15 protein-coding genes and 1 riboswitch are annotated in these 18,288 nt (G+C 70.9%); of the genes, 8 read left to right on the top strand and 7 right to left on the bottom strand.

Going from position 1 to position 18,288, the window contains the following annotated elements:
• Positions 1-198: 198 nt before the first annotated feature.
• Positions 199-942: a TetR/AcrR family transcriptional regulator gene (locus ACFV61_RS13040; RefSeq protein WP_063347751.1), complete on the bottom strand. Its 744-nt coding sequence runs from the start codon at positions 940-942 to the stop codon at positions 199-201.
• 140 nt (positions 943-1,082) lie between these two features.
• Here ACFV61_RS13040 and ACFV61_RS13045 point away from each other — a divergent pair, with 140 nt between their 5' ends.
• On the top strand, positions 1,083-1,685 hold the full coding sequence (locus ACFV61_RS13045; protein WP_063347750.1) for an NADPH-dependent FMN reductase: 603 nt from the start codon (positions 1,083-1,085) through the stop codon (positions 1,683-1,685).
• Positions 1,686-1,831: 146 nt separating this feature from the next.
• On the opposite strand, the gene ACFV61_RS13050 is transcribed toward ACFV61_RS13045, so the two are convergent.
• The 4 genes from ACFV61_RS13050 to gcvT all read right to left on the bottom strand — a co-directional run bounded on the left by ACFV61_RS13050 (position 1,832) and on the right by gcvT (position 6,427).
• Positions 1,832-3,199, bottom strand: a complete 1,368-nt coding sequence (locus tag ACFV61_RS13050; RefSeq protein ID WP_380336663.1) for an L-serine ammonia-lyase — start codon at positions 3,197-3,199, stop codon at positions 1,832-1,834.
• 158 nt (positions 3,200-3,357) lie between these two features.
• Entirely contained in the window at positions 3,358-4,626 is a 1,269-nt protein-coding gene (glyA, locus tag ACFV61_RS13055; RefSeq protein ID WP_063347748.1) for a serine hydroxymethyltransferase, read from the bottom strand.
• A 93-nt stretch (positions 4,627-4,719) separates the two neighbouring features.
• A complete protein-coding gene (gcvH, locus tag ACFV61_RS13060) occupies positions 4,720-5,094 on the bottom strand; it encodes a glycine cleavage system protein GcvH (RefSeq protein WP_063347747.1) in 375 nt (124 codons plus the stop codon).
• 211 nt (positions 5,095-5,305) lie between these two features.
• Positions 5,306-6,427 (bottom strand): glycine cleavage system aminomethyltransferase GcvT, encoded by a 1,122-nt coding sequence (gene gcvT, locus ACFV61_RS13065; RefSeq protein ID WP_380484398.1) that lies wholly within the window; start codon positions 6,425-6,427, stop codon positions 5,306-5,308.
• Between the two features lie 231 nt (positions 6,428-6,658).
• A riboswitch (glycine riboswitch) is annotated at positions 6,659-6,764 on the bottom strand.
• A 186-nt stretch (positions 6,765-6,950) separates the two neighbouring features.
• Here gcvT and ACFV61_RS13070 point away from each other — a divergent pair.
• From ACFV61_RS13070 to ACFV61_RS13100, 7 genes are all read left to right on the top strand, one after another.
• Positions 6,951-7,793, top strand: coding sequence for an enhanced serine sensitivity protein SseB C-terminal domain-containing protein (locus ACFV61_RS13070; protein WP_380424280.1), 843 nt, complete (start codon positions 6,951-6,953; stop codon positions 7,791-7,793).
• Positions 7,794-7,910: 117 nt separating this feature from the next.
• The gene (locus tag ACFV61_RS13075; protein ID WP_079135614.1) at positions 7,911-8,834 is read left to right on the top strand and encodes an enhanced serine sensitivity protein SseB C-terminal domain-containing protein; all 924 of its coding nucleotides are present in this window, start codon (positions 7,911-7,913) and stop codon (positions 8,832-8,834) included.
• Positions 8,835-9,276: 442 nt separating this feature from the next.
• Positions 9,277-10,266, top strand: coding sequence for an ABC transporter permease (locus tag ACFV61_RS13080; protein ID WP_063347744.1), 990 nt, complete (start codon positions 9,277-9,279; stop codon positions 10,264-10,266).
• Positions 10,267-10,317: 51 nt separating this feature from the next.
• Positions 10,318-12,093 carry an ABC transporter substrate-binding protein gene (locus tag ACFV61_RS13085; protein ID WP_063347743.1) on the top strand — a complete coding sequence of 592 codons (1,776 nt, stop codon included), beginning with the start codon at positions 10,318-10,320 and terminating at the stop codon, positions 12,091-12,093.
• A gap of 100 nt (positions 12,094-12,193) precedes the next feature.
• On the top strand, positions 12,194-13,204 hold the full coding sequence (locus ACFV61_RS13090) for an ABC transporter permease (protein ID WP_063347742.1): 1,011 nt from the start codon (positions 12,194-12,196) through the stop codon (positions 13,202-13,204).
• A complete protein-coding gene (locus ACFV61_RS13095) occupies positions 13,201-14,271 on the top strand; it encodes an ABC transporter ATP-binding protein (RefSeq protein ID WP_063347741.1) in 1,071 nt (356 codons plus the stop codon). The genes ACFV61_RS13090 and ACFV61_RS13095 overlap by 4 nt, the downstream gene beginning before the upstream one ends.
• Positions 14,272-14,305: 34 nt before the next feature.
• Positions 14,306-15,352: an ABC transporter ATP-binding protein gene (locus ACFV61_RS13100; protein WP_380491625.1), complete on the top strand. Its 1,047-nt coding sequence runs from the start codon at positions 14,306-14,308 to the stop codon at positions 15,350-15,352.
• 302 nt (positions 15,353-15,654) lie between these two features.
• Here the strand turns inward: ACFV61_RS13100 and ACFV61_RS13105 are convergent, their stop codons facing one another.
• Both ACFV61_RS13105 and ACFV61_RS13110 read right to left on the bottom strand, forming a co-directional pair.
• The gene (locus ACFV61_RS13105; protein WP_380491627.1) at positions 15,655-16,926 is read right to left on the bottom strand and encodes an MFS transporter; all 1,272 of its coding nucleotides are present in this window, start codon (positions 16,924-16,926) and stop codon (positions 15,655-15,657) included.
• Entirely contained in the window at positions 16,923-18,128 is a 1,206-nt protein-coding gene (locus tag ACFV61_RS13110) for a cytochrome P450 (protein WP_063347739.1), read from the bottom strand. The genes ACFV61_RS13105 and ACFV61_RS13110 overlap by 4 nt, the downstream gene beginning before the upstream one ends.
• Between the last annotated feature and the right edge of the window lie 160 nt (positions 18,129-18,288).

Raw genomic sequence — 18,288 nt, forward strand, 5'->3', positions numbered from 1 at the left:
CAAATCTAGCCCGGATTTTAACGCTGGGCGGTTTTGGGGGTGGGAGGGGTCCATTTCTCGGGGGGGGGGGACTACTCCATTTGCTGGAGGTGGGTGGGGGAGCGCTGAAAAGGTAGACCGGTCTGCATATTCCGGGCGTGAAAGGTAGACCGGTCTACATAATTTCTCCTACCCACCCACCTGAGGGCCGGGTCGCGCTCAGATGTCGAGGTGGGTGGCGATGCCGGTGAGGACGCAGTCGAGGCCGGTTTCGAACTGCCAGGTGGGGTCGTCCTTGCGGGTGGCCTCGTGGAGGTAGCGCTGGTAGGTGGGGTAGCGGCCGGTGTCCATCAGGAAGGACATCCGGGGGGCGAGGCCGGCGCGGGTCTCGTCGCCGTCGGACCAGCCGTGCTCGCGCTGGAGGGTGCGCAGGGCGAGCTCGGCGGCGACGGAGCCGTGGACGTAGCCGGTGACGGTGCGGAAGACCGCCATGGTGGTGTCGGCGTCCAGGCCGTGGTCGGCGAGGGCGGCGAAGGCGCGTTCGGGGATGGCGAGCTGGTTGGGGGTGAGGGGAACGGCGCCGGCGCGGACGATCCACGGGTGGGCCAGGTTCATGGCGCGCAGGTGGAGCGCCAGGGTGCGCATGGTGTCGCGCCAGCCGGTGGCGGGAGTGCCCCGGGGGAGTTCGCCGTAGACGAAGTCGACCATCAGGTCGATGAGTTCGTCCTTGCCGGAGACGTACCGGTAGGCGGCCATCGGGGCGACGCCGAGGGTGGTGGCGAGTCGGCGCATGGTGACGGCGTCGAGGCCTTCGGCGTCGGCGATCGCGATCGCGGCCTCGGCGATCCGGTGCGGGGTGAGGGTGGTGCGCGGCGCGGGGGCCGGGCGGGCGAGGCGCTCCCAGAGTGAGGCCTGGGGCTTGGTCTGGTCGTCGTCCCCGGCGGGGGCCTGCTGGGCGGGCATGACGGCGGGTTCCTTCCGGCTGGGGTCCTCTCACCGTACCACCGGAGTGTACGGCGTATCGGAAGTAGACGGCGTACGCGCCGATGTGTACGTTGTATCTGGCAGATACGTTGTACACATCGTCCCGGAGGGGGATATCCATGGCCAAGGACGTTTCGGAGAAGGGCCTGAAGGTCGCGGTCGTCGTCGGCAGCACCCGGAGCGGCCGGTTCGCGCCCGTCGTCGCGGACTGGCTGCTCGGCCACCTCGGCGCGCGCGGCGACATGACCGCCGACCTGATCGATCTGGTCGAGACCCCGCTGCCGACCACCTTCCCGTCCTTCGGTGGTGAACTGGAGCCGGGCGCCGCTGAGTTGCTCGCCGCCGTCACGCCCCGCCTGGAGGCCGCCGACGCCTTCGTGGTCGTCACGCCCGAGTACAACCACAGCTTCCCGGCCCCGCTGAAGAACGCCATCGACTGGCACAACAGCCAGTGGCACGGCAAGCCGGTCGGCTTCGTCTCCTACGGCGGCCTCTCCGGCGGTCTGCGCGCCGTCGAGCAACTGCGAGTGGTGCTGGCCGAGTTGAACGCCATGACGATTCGCAACACGGTCAGCTTCCACGGCGCCGCCCAGTGCTTCGGCGCCGACGGCCAGCCGCTCGACCCGGCCGCCGACGTCGCCGCCAAGACCATGCTCGACCAACTCGCCTGGTGGGCTGAGGCGTTGCGTGACGCCCGGCGAGTCCGCCCGTTCGCGGCCTGAGCGGCCTGAGCGGCCAGAGCGGGCGCGTCGGGTGGCGCCGGGAAGTGGGGCCGGGGTGGGGCCGGCGGTGGCCCCGCCGCCCAGGGCGCCCCGGAAGGCCGAGAGCCCCCGGACGGGTCCGGGGGCTCAGGCGACAGCGGGTGTGATCAGCACTCGATGACGTTGACGGCGAGGCCGCCGCGCGAGGTCTCCTTGTACTTGATCTTCATGTCGGCGCCGGTCTCCTTCATCGTCTTGATCGCCTTGTCGAGCGAGACGTGGTGCCGGCCGTCGCCGCGCAGGGCCATCCGGGCGGCGGTGACGGCCTTGACGGAGGCCATGCCGTTGCGCTCGATGCAGGGGATCTGGACGAGCCCGCCGACCGGGTCGCAGGTGAGGCCGAGGTTGTGCTCGATGCCGATCTCGGCGGCGTTCTCGACCTGTTCGGGGGTGCCGCCGAGGACCTCGGCGAGGCCGCCGGCGGCCATCGAGCAGGCGGATCCGACCTCCCCCTGGCAGCCGACCTCGGCGCCGGAGATGGAGGCGTTCTCCTTGAAGAGCATGCCGATGGCGCCGGCCGCGAGGAGGAAGCGGACGATGCCGTCCTCGTCGGCGCCCGGGATGAAGTTCAGGTAGTAGTGCAGGACGGCGGGGATGATCCCGGCCGCGCCGTTGGTCGGAGCGGTGACCACCCGGCGGCCGGAGGCGTTCTCCTCGTTGACCGCCATCGCGTAGAGGGTCACCCACTCCATCGCGTTGGCCGGGCCGATGCCCTCGGCGCGCATCGCGCGGGCGGCCGCGGCGGCGCGGCGGCGGACCTTGAGACCGCCGGGCAGGATGCCCTCGCGGGACATGCCGGCCCGCACACACTCCTGCATGACCTGCCAGATCTCCAGCAGCCCGGTCCGGATCTCCTCCTCGGAGCGCCAGGCCTTCTCGTTCTCCAGCATCAGGCCGGAGATCGACAGCCCGGTCTCCCGGGTGAGCCGCAGCAGCTCCTCGCCGGTGCGGAAGGGGTAGCGCAGCGAGGTGTCGTCGGGCTTGACCCGGTCCGCGCCGATGGCGTCCTCGTCGACGACGAAGCCGCCGCCGACCGAGTAGTAGGTCTTCTCCAGCAGCGTGGAGCCGTCCGCCGCGTACGCCCAGATGGTCATGCCGTTGGCGTGGTACGGCAGCGAGCGGCGGCGGTGCAGGACCAGCTGGGTGCCCGGGTCGAAGTCGATGGGGTGGGTGCCGAGGAGGTTGAGCCGCTTCTCGGTGGTGATCCGCTCGACGTCCTTGTCCGCCTGGTCGACGTCGACCGTGCGGGGGGAGTTGTCCTCCAGGCCGAGCAGGACGGCCTTCGGGGTGCCGTGGCCGTGGCCGGTGGCGCCCAGCGAGCCGTACAGCTCGGCGCGCACGCTCGCCACCTGGGCGAGCAGGTCCTCGGACCGCAGGCGTCGGGCGAACATCCGGGCGGCGCGCATCGGGCCGACGGTGTGGGAACTCGACGGGCCGATGCCGATGGAGAAGAGGTCGAAGACGCTGATGGCCACGGGGGACGTCCTTGTCTGGTCTCGTGGAAGGACTGGCGGGCGGGGGACGACACGGGTCGGGGCACCGCGCGCACTGTCCAGTGTGCGCGGTGCCCCGGGATCCCAGGTGCCGCGGCGGGGTGAGGCCGGTCACCCCGCCCGAACGATCACCGCAGTGATCAGAGGTTCGGGTAGAGCGGGTACTTCTCGGCCAGCGCGGTGACGCGGGCCTTGAGCGCGGTGGCGGCGTCCTCGTCGAAGGCGGGCTTGAGCGCCTCGGCGATGATGTCGGCGACCTCGCGGAAGTCCTCGGCCTGGAAGCCGCGGGTGGCGAGCGCGGGGGTGCCGATGCGCAGGCCGGAGGTGACCATCGGCGGCCGCGGGTCGTTCGGGACGGCGTTGCGGTTGACCGTGATGCCGACCTCGTGCAGGCGGTCCTCGGCCTGCTGGCCGTCGAGCTGGCTGTTGCGCAGATCGACCAGGACCAGGTGCACGTCGGTGCCGCCGGACAGCACCGAGGCGCCGGCCTCGGCGACGTCGGCCTGGAGCAGGCGCTCGGCGAGGATCTTGGCGCCCTCCAGGGTGCGCTGCTGGCGCTCCTTGAACTCCTCGGACGCGGCGACCTTGAAGGCAACGGCCTTGCCCGCGATCACGTGCTCGAGCGGGCCGCCCTGCTGGCCGGGGAACACCGCGGAGTTGATCTTCTTGGCGTACTCGGCCTTGGACAGGATGACACCGCCGCGCGGGCCGCCCAGGGTCTTGTGGGTGGTGGTGGTGACCACGTCCGCGTACGGCACCGGGTTGGGGTGCAGGCCGGCGGCGACCAGGCCGGCGAAGTGCGCCATGTCCACCATCAGCAGCGCGCCGACCTCGTCGGCGACCCGGCGGAACGCGGCGAAGTCCAGCTGGCGCGGGTAGGCGGACCAGCCGGCGATGATCAGCTTCGGCTGGTGCTCCTTGGCCAGGCGCTCGACCTCGGCCATGTCGACCTGGCCGGTCTTCTCGTCCACGTGGTACGCGACCACGTTGTAGAGCTTGCCGGAGAAGTTGATCTTCATGCCGTGGGTCAGGTGACCGCCGTGGGCCAGGTTCAGGCCCAGGATGGTGTCGCCCGGCTTGATCAGCGCGAACATCGCGGCGGCGTTGGCCTGCGCGCCCGAGTGCGGCTGGACGTTGGCGTGCTCGGCGCCGAACAGGGCCTTGATGCGGTCGATCGCGATCTGCTCGACCACGTCGACGTGCTCGCAGCCGCCGTAGTAGCGGCGGCCGGGGTAGCCCTCGGCGTACTTGTTGGTGAGTACCGAGCCCTGGGCCTCCATGACCGCCACCGGGGCGAAGTTCTCGGAGGCGATCATCTCCAGGGTGGTCTGCTGGCGGTGCAGCTCGGCGTCGACCGCGGCGGCGATCTCCGGGTCGAGGGAGTGCAGGGACTGGTTCAGAACCGTCATGGTGTGGTCTTCCCGGGAGGAGAGAGACGGGAGCAGAGAGGGGGGAGCCTGGCAGGGCGGCCGCCGCGCTGCGGCCGCCCCGTCACGAGCGGGTCAGCCGCCGATGAAGGCGGTGTACTCGTCCGCGCTGAGCAGCTCGTCGGTGGACTCCACCTGGACCTTGAACAGCCAGCCGCCCTCGAACGGGGCGCTGTTGACCAGGCTGTTGTCGTCCAGGACGTCCTGGTTGATCTCGACGATCTTCCCGGTCACCGGGGAGAACAGGTCGCTGACCGACTTGGTCGACTCCAGCTCGCCACAGGACTCGCCCGCGGTCACGTCGGCGCCGACCTCGGGCAGCTGCACGTAGACGATGTCACCGAGCGCGTCGGCCGCGTGGGCGGTGATGCCGACCGTGGAGACACCGCCCTCGATGGCGGTCAGCCACTCGTGCTCCTTGGTGTACTGCAGGTGCTGGGGGTTGCTCATGGCGTCATTCTCCAGGATGGGAAGCGGGTACGACGAAGCGGGCCGCCGCACGGACGGCTTCGACGCGGATCAGGCGTGGTTCAGGCATGGTTCAGGCATGGGGTCGGACCTGGGTCGGACCTGGATCAGGCGTGACTCAGGCCCGGGTCGGGCGTGGTTCAGGCCCGGGTCTACGGGGAAGGCGGGGCCTCGGCGAGCGAGGCCCCCGGCCTCAGCGGGCGCGCTTGTAGAACGGCAGCGCCACGACCTCGACCGGCTCGTGCTTGCCGCGCACGTCCACCGCGACGGCGGTGCCGGGGGCGGCGTGGGCCGCGTCCACGTAGGCGATCGCGATCGGCCGGCCCAGGGTCGGCGACGGGGCGCCCGAGGTGATCCGGCCGATCGGGGCGCCGTCGGCGGAGACCACGGTGTACTCGGCGCGCGGGACGCGCTTGCCCTCGGAGACCAGGCCGACCAGCACCCGCGGCGGGTTGGCCTCGGCCTCGGCGGCGGCCCTCTCCAGCGCCTTGCGGCCGACGAAGGTGCCCTCGTTGGTGGTCTTGTCGAAGCGCACGACCCGGCCCAGGCCCGCGTCGAACGGGGTCAGGTCGGTGGAGAGCTCGTGCCCGTACAGCGGCATGCCGGCCTCCAGGCGCAGCGTGTCGCGGCAGGACAGGCCGCACGGGACCAGGCCGCGGCCCTCGCCGGCGGTGGTCAGCGCCTGCCAGACGCCCTCGGCGTCGCCCGGGTTGCAGAAGATCTCGAAGCCGTCCTCGCCGGTGTAGCCGGTCCGGGCGAGCAGCACGTCGCGGCCGGCGACCTGGGCCGGGAGGATCGCGTAGTACTTCAGGCCGGGCAGGTCGGCGTCGGTGGTCCCGGCCAGGATCGCGGTGGCCTCCGGGCCCTGGACGGCGATCAGCGCGTAGGTGTCGCGGTCGTCCGTGACGACGGCGTCGAAGCCCTTGGCGCGGGCGATCAGCTCGTCCAGCACCAGCTGGGCGTTGGAGGCGTTGGCGACGACCAGGAAGGCGTCCTCGCGCAGGCGGTAGACGATCAGGTCGTCGAGGATGCCGCCGTCCTCGGCGCAGATCATGGTGTAGCGGGCGCGCAGCACGCCCAGCGCGGAGACGAAGCCGACCAGCGCGTGGTCCAGCATCTCGCCGGCCTGCGGGCCGGTGACGGTGATCTCGCCCATGTGGGAGAGGTCGAACAGCCCGGCCCGGGTGCGGACGGCGAGGTGTTCCTCGCGCTCGCTGCCGTAGCGCAGCGGCATGTCCCAGCCGGCGAAGTCGGTCATGGTCGCGCCGAGGGCGCGGTGCAGCGCGTCGAGCGCGGTGAGGCGGAGGGACGACATGGCCTGGAACTCCTCGGTCTGGGCACTCATGGGTGCACGCGCCGGAACCGGACCCGCTGGGGGGCCGACCCTGCGCGCGGGCATGCGGCGGCGTGGGTCTCCCCATCTGTCGTCGAACCTGAGAGCTTCACCGCCCACCTGCCCGCAGCTGTTTCCAGCATCCAGGACAGCATGGTGGCTTGCACCGTGGGTGGGCGCGCGACAGGGCCGTGCGCCACTTTCCAGATGTGCCTAACCCGTGCGGTAAGGGGGCCTGAGAGATTCCGGGGAGGAGTTGCTCCTTCGGCGCCGGCTGTGCCGCCTGACGGGGCACTCCGGGCTCTCCCGCGCGGGTTCGAGCGGCCGGTATGGAGTTGTCGGTCCGCCGGCGCGCCGCGCCGTCGAACGCGCACATCATGGCACGTCCGCGCCGACGACGGGAGAGGGGACCCGGTCACACCCCGCCACCTCGGGCACAGCCCTAGACTGCTGCGCGTCGGCGCAGCAGAGGGCGGCCGACCGGCAGAGGGCGGATCAGGCGCGCATGGGGTACCCGGTGGAGCAGCAGCAGGGGTGGGGCGGGCCGGAGTCGGCGCCGCCGGGCGGCGGGTGGCCGGCCAACGAGCTGGAGCAGGTGCTGACCGCCGCGCTGGGCGACCCGGGTGCGACGCCGCGGGTGGTCGAGGTGCTGGCCCGCAGCCAGGTGTGGATCCCGCTGCCGGCCGGCGGCGACCCGCAGGGGCCCGCGCTGGACCTGCCGACCATCGAGCTGGCCGGCGAGCCGTACGTGCCGGTGTTCTCCTCGCAGGAGGTGTTCCTGCGGCAGGCGCCGGGGATGGCCTTCGCGGTGGCGCCGGTCTGGGAGTTCGCCCGCGGGCTGCCGCTGGGCGTGGGCATCGCGGTCAACCCGGAGGCGGCGGTGGGCATCCCGGTGCCGCCGCAGGGTGTGGCGGAGCTTCGGCGCGGCCCGCGCGAGGAGCGCCTGGCCGACCAGGAGCAGGGCCGGAACCAGGAGCAGAACCAGAGTCAGGGCCAGGGACCGGAGGCGCCGACCGGTGGCCGGGTGGCGCTGCGCGAGCCGGTGCCGGGGGAGGACCCGGAGCACTTCCTGGCCGCCTGCCGGGCCGAACTGTCCGCCCTGCCCGGAGTGTTGTCCGCGCGGCGGGCGCTCGCCAGTATCGAGGGCGAGCCGACCGTGATGTTCGTGGGCGTCCAGCTGGACCAGGCGGCCCCGGCCGACCCGGGCGCGGTGAACGAGGCGCTCGGCCGCGCGTTGGGAACCGCGCCGCTGCCGGGGGGCGTCCACCTCGTACTGCTCGATCTCGCCGATGACCCGGTGGTCGAGTGGCTGCTCACCCGGGTACTCCCTTTCTACGCGCGGGGTTGAGCGGGGTTCGTATCGGAGGCACGTCGCCGTGGCGGTGGCCGGTGCCGCGCCATAGGGTGCGTGCAGACGGCCGACGGGCCGGCAGGCTTGAGGAAAGAGGCGCGGCGAGGTGGGCGCATGAGTGCGGGAGCGGTAGCGGGCGGTGCACCGGGGCCCTGGGGCCAGGCGCCCGCCGGGCGCCCCGGAGCGGATCCGGGCGCGCTGGAGCGCACCCTGCGCGAGGTCGCGCCGGAGCGCTACGAGGCGTACGAGCAACTGCTGCACGCACTGGCCGACGGCCAGGTCTGGATGCTGCTGTGGCACGGCACGCCGGGCAGCGCGGACGCCCAGTACGGGAACATGGAGATCAGCGGCCACGGCTACGCGCCGGCCGTCACCTCGTCCGAGCAGCTGGCGTCGTCCGGCTGGGCGCGGGCCCACGAGGTTATCTCCGGGCGGGAGATCGCCGCTTCGCTGTACCGGACCCGCTGGGGGCTGTGGCTCAACCCGCATGCGCCCGGCGGCGGGGTCGGGGTGCCCTGGGCGGACCTGCGGCGGATCGCCGCGGGCCTGGAGCGGCTGCCGGCCGGGCCGTTGAAGCTGAGTGAGCCGCAGCTGAACGCCCAGCCGTTCTTCGCGCTGCTGGAGCGGCAGGCCGGTGAGGTGCGTGCGGTGCGGGCGCTGCGCCGGGCCTGGGTGCAGCCGGCCGTGGGGGAGCCGTACCTGGCGATCGGACTGGAGCTGTACGAGAGTTCGCCGCCGGCGGTGGAGGCGGTGCGGGCGCTGATGCAGCGGGCGATCGCGGTGGCCCCGGAGGGGCTGGCGGTGTCCACGGTGGCGATGGCGGACGAGTACGACCCGGTGGCGCTGTGGATGCGGGCGCACGCGCGCCCGTTCTTCGACCGGGAGGCGGGACGGCCGCCGACCGGCCCGTACCCGCCGGTGCCGCCTCCGCCGTACCCTGCGCAGCAGGGGCCGGGTTACGGCTACGGCACGCAGCAGCCCGCGCAGGGCTGGACCGGGCAGCCGCAGCAGCCGTGGCCCGGATACCCGGGGCGCTGACAACCAAAACCTTTTTCCAGAAGCCGACTTGATCTTGCATCAGGTCGGCTTCGGTGCTTTCCGGACGAACTTCCGGCCGTTACCGTCGATCACCTTGACATGCCTGATACAGCCGTGTGAAGAGGGATATGCCGAAGGCGTAGGAGGTGCATGCGCACAGATCACAGTTGGGCATCTGTCGGTTGTCAGGGCTGGCGCAAGCGAGTTCGGATGGCAGAGAGTTCTGCGCAACGCACCGCGCGTACTGGGAACCCCACGAAGGTGAACGCGCACGCCGACCGCCAGAACCACGCGAAGCCCATCCCGCGTTGGGGCAGTACCCGTGCACGACGTACTGCCGCGAACACCCGTTCCAAGCACCTCCGCACGTCCGCAGCCGTACCGCCGAACCGGTGACCGGCGCCCGTGGGCCGGCCACCGTCGGCGAGGGGACCAACTGACCATGACCGCACCCATCGCAACCACCGGGAACGAACCGGAGGCACCCGCCCCCGCGAGCCCGGCCAAGAAGATCGAGGGCCGCTCCCTCGGCCAGATCGCCTGGACCCGCTTCAAGCGCGACAAACTCGCCGTCGCCGGCGGCGTCGTGGTGATCCTGCTGATCCTGCTGGCCGTACTGGCCAAGCCCATCGAGGCCCTGTTCGGCCTCGACCCGGACGCCCTGAACCAGGACCTGCTCGACGCCAACCTGGGCGGCATCCCGCTCGGTGACTGGGGCGGGATGAGCTGGGACCACCCGCTCGGCGTCGACCCGCTCCAGGGCCGTGACCTGCTCTCCCGCGTGATCGAGGGCTCCTGGGTCTCGCTGCTGGTCGCCTTCGGCGCGACCCTGCTGTCGAACACGATCGGCACCGTGCTCGGCGTCATGGCCGGCTACTACGGCGGCTGGGTGGACACCGTGATCAGCCGCATCATGGACGTCTTCCTCGCCTTCCCGCTGCTGCTCTTCGCCATCGCGATCTCGACCTCGCTGCAGGGCGGCGCGTTCGGCCTGCACGGCCTCCCGCTGCACATCTTGGTGCTGATCTTCGTGATCGGCTTCTTCAACTGGCCCTACATGGGCCGGATCGTGCGCGGACAGACGCTGTCGCTGCGCGAGCGGGAGTTCGTCCACGCGGCCCGCAGCCTGGGCGCCCGAGGCCCGTTCATCCTGTTCAAGGAACTGCTGCCGAACCTGGTCGGTCCGATCCTGGTCTACTCGACCCTGCTGATCCCGACCAACATCCTCTTCGAGGCCGGCCTCAGCTTCCTCGGCGTCGGCATCCAGCCGCCGCAGGCCTCCTGGGGCGGGATCCTCCAGGACGCGATCAAGTACTACCAGGTGGACCCCCAGTACATGGTGGTCCCCGGTCTGGCGATCTTCCTCACCGTGCTCGCCTTCAACCTGCTCGGCGACGGGCTGCGTGACGCCCTCGATCCCAAGAGCAACTGACGCAACGTCAGGCCCTCCCTCCTTCCCACCCTCAAGGGGTTGATCTCACCCATGCGCAGGTCCCGTACCGTCGCCCTGACCGCGGCGGCAGCCGCCGCGGTCCTGATCGTGACCGGCTGCACCTCCGGCAGCAAGGGCTCCGGCTCGTCCTCCTCCGCCAGCGGCAGCAGCGCCGGTGGCGGCGGTGCCGACGCCGCCACCAAGGGCATCGTCAACGCCTCGGACAAGAAGGGCGGGACGGTCACCTACGAGATGAAGGGCTCCCCGGACTCCTTCGACCCGGGCAACACGTACTACGCCTACATCTACAACTTCTCGCGCCTGTACGGGCGTCCGCTGACCACCTTCGCCCCGGGCGCCGGCACGGACGGCGAGAAGCTGGTCCCGGACCTCGCCGAGAGCCTGGGCAAGGCCAGCGCGGACGGCCTGACCTGGACGTACAAGCTGCGCGCGGGCCTGAAGTTCGACGATGGCACCGCGATCACCTCGAAGGACGTCAAGTACGCCGTCGAGCGCTCCAACTTCGCGCGGGACGTCAACTCCAACGGCCCGACGTACTTCCAGGAGCTGCTGGTCGACAACGAGACGCCGTACCAGGGCCCGTACAAGGACAAGACCGGTGGCCTGAACTCGATCGAGACGCCGGACGACCTGACTATCGTCTTCCACCTGAAGCAGCCGTTCGCGGACTTCGACTACCTGGTCGGCTCCCCGCAGACCGTCCCGGTCCCGCAGGCCAAGGACGACGGCGCCGGCTACGTGAAGCACGTGGTCGCCTCCGGTGCCTACAAGTTCGAGTCCTACGAGGACGGCAAGCAGCTCACCCTGGTGCCGAACACCAACTGGGACCCGAGCACCGACCCGATCCGCAAGCAGCTCGCGGACAAGATCGTGGTCCGGATGGGCATGGAACAGTCCACCATCGACAAGGACCTGATCGCCGGCAACGCCCAGGTGGACCTGGTCGGCAGCGGCGTCGACCCGCAGACCCAGGCGCAGATCCTGCAGAACCAGAAGCTCAAGGCGAACACCGACAACGCCTACGGCGGCCGCCTGGCGTACGTCGCGATCAACACCAAGGTCGCGCCGTTCGACAACCTGGAGTGCCGCAAGGCCGTCCAGTACGCGATCGACAAGGTCTCCGTGCAGACCACGCTCGGCGGCCCGATCCGCGGCCAGGTCGCCAACACGGTGATCCCGCCGGACGTCCCGGGCCACCAGGACTTCAACACCTGGGCGACCAACGGCAACAAGGGTGACGAGGCCAAGGCCAAGGACGCCCTCAAGGCCTGCGGCAAGGCCGACGGCTTCAGCACGGTGATCACCGCCCGTACCGAGCGCGACCCGGAGATCCAGGCCGCGACCGCGATCCAGGCCGCGCTGAAGAAGATCAACATCAACGTCGAGATCCAGAAGTACGCGCAGGGCAAGTACTTCTCGGACGCCGCCGGTGTCCCGCAGTTCACCCAGGACCACAACATCGGTCTGATGATGATGCAGTGGAGCGCCGACTGGCCGACCGGCTACGGCTTCCTGCAGCAGATCTCCGACGGCCGCGCCATCAAGGCCTCCGGCAACAGCAACCTGGCCCAGCTGAACGACCCCGAGGTCAACAAGCTGCTCGACGACGCCATCACCAACACCGACCAGTCGGCGCGCGAGAAGATCTACGGCCAGATCGACAAGAAGATCATGGACCAGGCGGTCTACGTCCCGCTGACCTACTTCAAGGTCTTCCTGTACCGCCCGGACAGCGCCACCAACCTGGTGTCCACCTCGGGCTTCTCGGGTGAGTACGACTACCTGAACATCGGCACCACCAAGTAAAGAGCCTGGCTCCGCATCCCTGAAGGCAGGTGAAGGCAGCGGCCGCCCGCCGCCGTCCGGAAGATCCCGGACGGCGGCGGGCCGCCGGAGCCGCCCAACTGTGTTTGCCTACATCATCCGCAGGATCTTCGCGGCCGTCGTACTGCTGCTGGTGGTCAGTGCGGTCACCTTCGCGATCTTCTTCCTGCTCCCGCGCATCGCCGGCGAGACCGCCGACCAGCTGGCCACGCAGTACGTCGGGAAGAACCCCTCCCCCGAGGCGATCGCCGCGGTCAAGAAGAACCTCGGGTTCGACCAGCCGCTGTACACCCAGTACTGGCACTTCCTCAAGGCCCTGGTCAGCGGCGCCGAGTACAAGTTCGGCCCGGACCCGGTCACCTGCCACGTACCGTGCTTCGGCTACTCCTTCAAGAACCACCTGGAGGTCTGGCCCGAGCTGATCAAGCGCGTCCCGATCACCCTCTCGCTCGCCGTCGGCGCGGCCGTGCTCTGGCTGGTCTCGGGCGTCGCCACCGGCGTCGTCTCCGCGCTCAAGCCGCGCTCGGTCTTCGACCGGATCGCCATGGGCATCTCCCTCGCCGGCGTCTCGCTGCCGGTCTTCTTCACCGGCGCGCTGCTGCTCACGCTGTTCAGCTACGAGTGGCCGATCCTGGACAACCTCCAGTACGTCGACTTCGCCGACGACCCGCTGATGTGGGCCCGCAACCTGATCCTCCCGTGGATCTCGCTGGCCTTCCTCTACTCCGCGCTCTACGCCCGGCTCACCCGCGCCGGAATGCTGGAGACCATGAGCGAGGACTACATCCGCACCGCCCGGGCCAAGGGCCTGGTCGAGCGCAAGGTCGTCGCCCGGCACGGACTGCGCGCCGCGTTGACACCCGTCATCACCATCTTCGGCATGGACCTCGGCCTGCTCCTCGGCGGCGCCCTCATCACCGAGCAGGTCTTCTCGCTCCAGGGCGTCGGCGCCTTCGCCGTCCAGGCGATCGCCGACAACGACCTGCCCAAGATCCTCGGCGTCACCCTGCTCGCCGCCTTCTTCATCGTCGCCTGCAACCTCGTGGTCGACCTCCTGTACGCACTCGTCGACCCCCGGGTGAGGCTCTCGTGACCGAGCTCCAGAAGACCGAGGCGGTCGCCGCCCAGGCCCCGTCCGGCGACCCCTTCCTCTCCGTCCGCGACCTGCGGATCCACTTCGACACCGACGACGGCCTGGTCCGCTCGGTGGACGGGGTCAGCTTCGACCTGCACAAGGGCCGCACCCTCGGCATCGTCGGCGAGTCCGGCTCCGGCAAGTCCGTCACCTCGCTCGGCATCATGGGCCTGCACCGCACCAAGCGGGCCCGGATCACCGGCGAGATCCGGCTGGACGGCGAGGACCTGATCGCGGCCGGCCCCGAACGGGTGCGCCAACTGCGCGGCCGCGAGATGGCGATGATCTTCCAGGACCCGCTGACCGCGATGCACCCCTACTACACCGTCGGCGCGCAGATCGTCGAGGCGTACCGGGTGCACCACCCCCAGGCGTCCAAGAAGCAGGCCCGGGCCCGCGCGGTCGAGATGCTCGACCGGGTCGGCATCCCGCAGCCCGACCGCCGGGTGGACGACTACCCGCACCAGTTCTCCGGCGGCATGCGCCAGCGCGCCATGATCGCCATGGCGCTGGTCAACGACCCCTCGCTGCTGATCGCCGACGAGCCCACCACCGCCCTGGACGTCACCGTCCAGGCGCAGATCCTGGACCTCATCCGCGACCTCCAGGACGAGTTCGGCTCGGCCGTCATCATCATCACCCACGACCTCGGGGTGGTCGCCGAACTGGCCGACGACATCCTGGTCATGTACGGCGGCAAGTGCATCGAGCGCGGCCCCGCCGAGACCCTCTTCGACGCGCCCGAACACCCCTACACCTGGGGCCTGCTGGGCTCCATGCCGCGCCTGGACCGCGAACTCCAGGACCGCCTCGTCCCGGTCAAGGGCACCCCGCCCAGCCTGATCAACGTGCCGTCCGGCTGCGCCTTCCACCCGCGCTGCCCGTACGCCGACCGGACCGGCGGGCGCTCCACGAGCGAGCTCCCGGTGCTGGCCGAAGCCTCGCCCGGCCACTACGCGGCCTGCCACCTCCCGGCCGCCGAACGGCACCGCATCTTCGCCGAAGAGATCGCGCCCCGGCTGTGAGCCCGGCCTCGTACCACCTTTCTGGAGAGAACCGATGACGGACACTCAGGCGGCAACGGCCCCCGCGCCCGCGCCCGCCCCCGACCGCGAGCCGCTGCTCCGGGTGACCGGCCTGACCCGGCACTTCCCGATCCGCGGCGGACTGCTGCGCCGCCAGACCGGCGCGGTGCGGGCCGTCGACGGCATCGACTTCACCGTCAACGCCGGTGAGACGCTCGGGGTCGTCGGCGAGTCCGGCTGCGGCAAGTCGACGATGGGCCGACTGGTCACCCGGCTCGACGAACCGACCGGCGGGAAGGTCGAGTTCGAGGGCGCCGACATCACCCACCTGGGCGTCGGCGCGATGCGGCCGCTGCGCCGCGACATCCAGATGATCTTCCAGGACCCGTACTCCTCGCTCAACCCGCGGCACACCGTCGGCACCATCGTCGGCGCGCCGTTCCGGCTGCAGAAGGTGGAGCCCGAGGGCGGCACCAAGAAGGCCGTCCAGGAACTGCTGGAACTGTGCGGGCTCAGCCCCGAGCACTACAACCGCTACCCGCACGAGTTCTCCGGCGGCCAGCGCCAGCGCATCGGCATCGCCCGGGCGCTCGCCCTCCGGCCGAAGATGATCATCGCGGACGAGCCGGTCTCCGCCCTGGACGTCTCCATCCAGGCCCAGGTGGTCAACCTGCTGGACGACCTCCAGCGCGAACTCGGCCTGACCTACCTGATCATCGCGCACGACCTCTCGGTGGTCCGGCACGTCTCTGACCGGGTCGCGGTGATGTACCTCGGCAAGATCGTCGAGATCGCCGACCGCGACTCCCTCTACGCGAGCCCGCTGCACCCGTACACCAACGCGCTGATGTCCGCGGTGCCGGTGCCCGACCCGCGCCGGCGCCAGCGGGCCGGCCGCGAGCGGATCCTGCTCAAGGGCGACGTCCCCTCGCCGATCAACCCGCCCAGCGGCTGCCGCTTCCGCACCCGCTGCTGGAAGGCCCAGGACGTCTGCGCCAGCCAGGAGCCGCCGCTGGTCGCGCTGAAGACCGGGCACGAGGTGGCGTGCCACTTCCCCGAGCTGGGCGAGGGGAACGGCTAGGGCGTGTTTCAGGACGCGCTGGTACTGGCCGGCGCCGCGTTCCTCACAGCGAAGCGGGGGGGGGGGGGGGGGGGCGCGCGCGGGCGCGGGCGGGGGGGGGGCGGGGGGGGGTGGGGGGGGGGGAGGCGCGCAGGCGGGGCGGGGGGTGGGGGGTGTGGTGGCGGGGGGGGGGGGTGGGCGGCGGCGCGCGCCCCCCCCCCCCCGCCCCCCCCCCCCCCCCCCCCGGCGGGGGGGGGGGCCCCCCCCCCCCCCCGCATCGTGGTGTCAGGGCTCACAACCCGGTTGGGGCGGCCCCGTGCTGGTCATGCGTCAGAGACGGGGCCCTTGCCGGCGGGCAGCCGGGTTGCCGCGGGCATCGCGAGCCCGGCCGCGAGGAAGACGGCCGCCAGCGCCACCCACCCGTACTGACCGGCCCCGACGACCGCGACCAGGGCGACGGGCGCGGCCACGTTGGCGGCTCCACGGCCGATGGCCAGGACGCCCTGGTACTGGCCGGTGGCGTGCTCGGGCGCGAGCTGGAAGCTGAGCCCCCATTCGCCGGAGACCTGGTACATCTCGCCCCACGTGTGGGCGATCATCCCCAGGCCGAGGACGGCGGTCGCGACCAGGGTGTTCCCCCAGCCGGCGGCGCCGTACAGCAGGCAGGCGCAGCCGAGGAAGAATCCGCCGAGGCGGGAGATCCGCCCCCACAGGCCCGGGGTGGTGTCGTTGCCCTTGGAGCTCACCTGGACCTGGAAGACCACCACCAGGATCGTGTTCAGGACGATCAGGGCGCTGAACAGCCAGGCGGGCGCCTTGGTGTGGGTGACCAGCCACAGCGGAATGGCGATCTCCATGAGGGCGCCGTTCAGCGACAGCACGGCGTTCAGCCCGGTGAACCGCAGGTACCGGAGGTCCTTGAGCGCGGCCCCCAGCGGCTGCTTCTCGCTGTGCGCGGGAGGCGGATGCCGCACGGGCATCCGGTTCAGCACGAGGGCCGACCCCGCGTAGGCCAGCGCCGCGACGACCACCATCGCCTCGTACGCGGCCCGGGTGTCCAGGTACAGGGCCAGGCCGGCGGCTCCCGCACCGAGTGAGATCCCGATGTTGCTCACGACCTGCTGGTGTGCGCGTGCGGTCACCCGCTCCTCGGCCGAGGCGATCAGGGAGACCAGGGCGGGCAGGACCGTGCGGCAGCCCCGCTGCACGACGCCCACCGCGCATGCCGTGGCGGCGAACGGCCAGAAGGAGCCGACGACCAGGTAGCACAGCACCGCCGGCCCCGCGGAGACGGTGAGGACGAGCAGGACCCGCCGCGGCCCGATGCGGTCGGAGAGGTGTCCGATCGGCAGGGCCGCCAGCAGGCCGGCCAGGCTGGCAACCGTGAGCCCGATGCCCACGTCCACCATCCGCAGACCCACCACGCGGGTAAAGAACAGCACGCTGACGGTGGCGAACAGCCCGTCCCCGAGGGTGGTCAGGAACGTGGACAGCGTCAGTCCGCGCACCGGCCCGGCCGGCGGGACCGCCCTGGCGAGGGCCAGCCGGGCAGCGCTCGTCCGGGTCGGGCGAGCCGTCGTATCCGTTTTCGTCACGTGGCGGCAGCCGCCTGGAAGGTGACCGGCAGCGTCGCCAGGTAGCGCATGGTCGCGGTGCGCTGGCGCAGCGGCTCCCCGGCCATCCGCAGGCGTGTGGGGCGCCGCAGAATGGCCTTGATCAGCGCCTGCAACGTGACCTGGGTGAACAGGTTCCCGACGCAGGTGTGCGGGCCCCGGCCGAATGCCATGTGCTGATTCGGTGTCCGGTCCAGAATGATTTCGTCGGGGCTGGTGAATTTTTCGGGATCGCGGTTTGCGGCGCCGAAAAGCACCACGACGACGTCTCCGCGCTTGAGCTGGACGGATCCGATGGTGACGGGCTCGGTGACGATGCGGCTGGTCCCCTGAACCGAGGCGTCATAGCGCATGAGTTCGTCGAAACCACTCGACAGCAGTGCCGGGTCGCGCATCGCCTCGAATTTGTCGGGGTTCTCCAGCAGGGCCAGCATGGCATTTCCGGCACCGGCGACGATCGAGCTGTAGCCGGACTGGAAGACGACCCGCACCGTGTTCCGGACAAAGGCGTCGGCGACATCCACCTCGGCGCGGTTGCCGGCGACATGGGCCAGCAGGCCGGGGCGCGGATTGGTGGTGAACCAGGACTCGACCATTTCGCTCAGTCGGCCGCGCGCCTCGATGCCGAGTTTCCTGAGTTCCGCACCGGTCTCGATTCCGTCCCCGCCGGTCTCGGGCGCCAATCCGGCGTCCATGCTCCGCACGATGGCATCCGATATCGCGGCGAAGGTCCTGACGTCCGGCTGCTCGATGCCCATGAGCTCCGAGATGGTCGCCAGGGCGAGCGGCTCGACGACCTCCGACATGAGGTCGAACTCCGCCCTGCCCTCCAGTCCGTCGAGCAGCGACCCGACGAGAGCCTCGCCCTGCTCGCCGACGGCCTCCAGGTCCTGGGCGCGCAGGGCGTTCATGAAGAGGCTGCGGAGCGGGCCGTGGTCCGGCGGGTCGAGGGTCTGCAGGCTCAGCCACGGTTCGGAGACCGACTCGCCGGCCCGCCGCCAGTCCGTCGCGAACACCGCGGGGTCCTGCAGCACCATCTGGCAGTCGCGGTACCGGGTCAGCACCCAGCTCTGCATCTTCTCGTGCCAGTGCACAGGCTCCGACGCGCGCAGCTCCGCGTAGACCGCATAGGGATCGGCGAGAGTCGAGCTGTCGAGGGGGTCATAGCGGACCGGGAGTTTCATGGACAATTCCTAGGATTCTTGAACGGCCTATGAGGCCCATGTTCTCGCTGGGCCAAGAGCGTGGGGGGGGGGGGCGGGCGCCGGGGGGGGGGGGGGCCCATCACGCCGCGCTAGCAGCTCTGCTCGCGCGGGGTGGGGCAAATATATTTTTTTTTGTGAG

Origin of the sequence: Kitasatospora sp. NPDC059817, assembly GCF_042731835.1 — a bacterium.
Taxonomy (GTDB): domain Bacteria; phylum Actinomycetota; class Actinomycetes; order Streptomycetales; family Streptomycetaceae; genus Kitasatospora.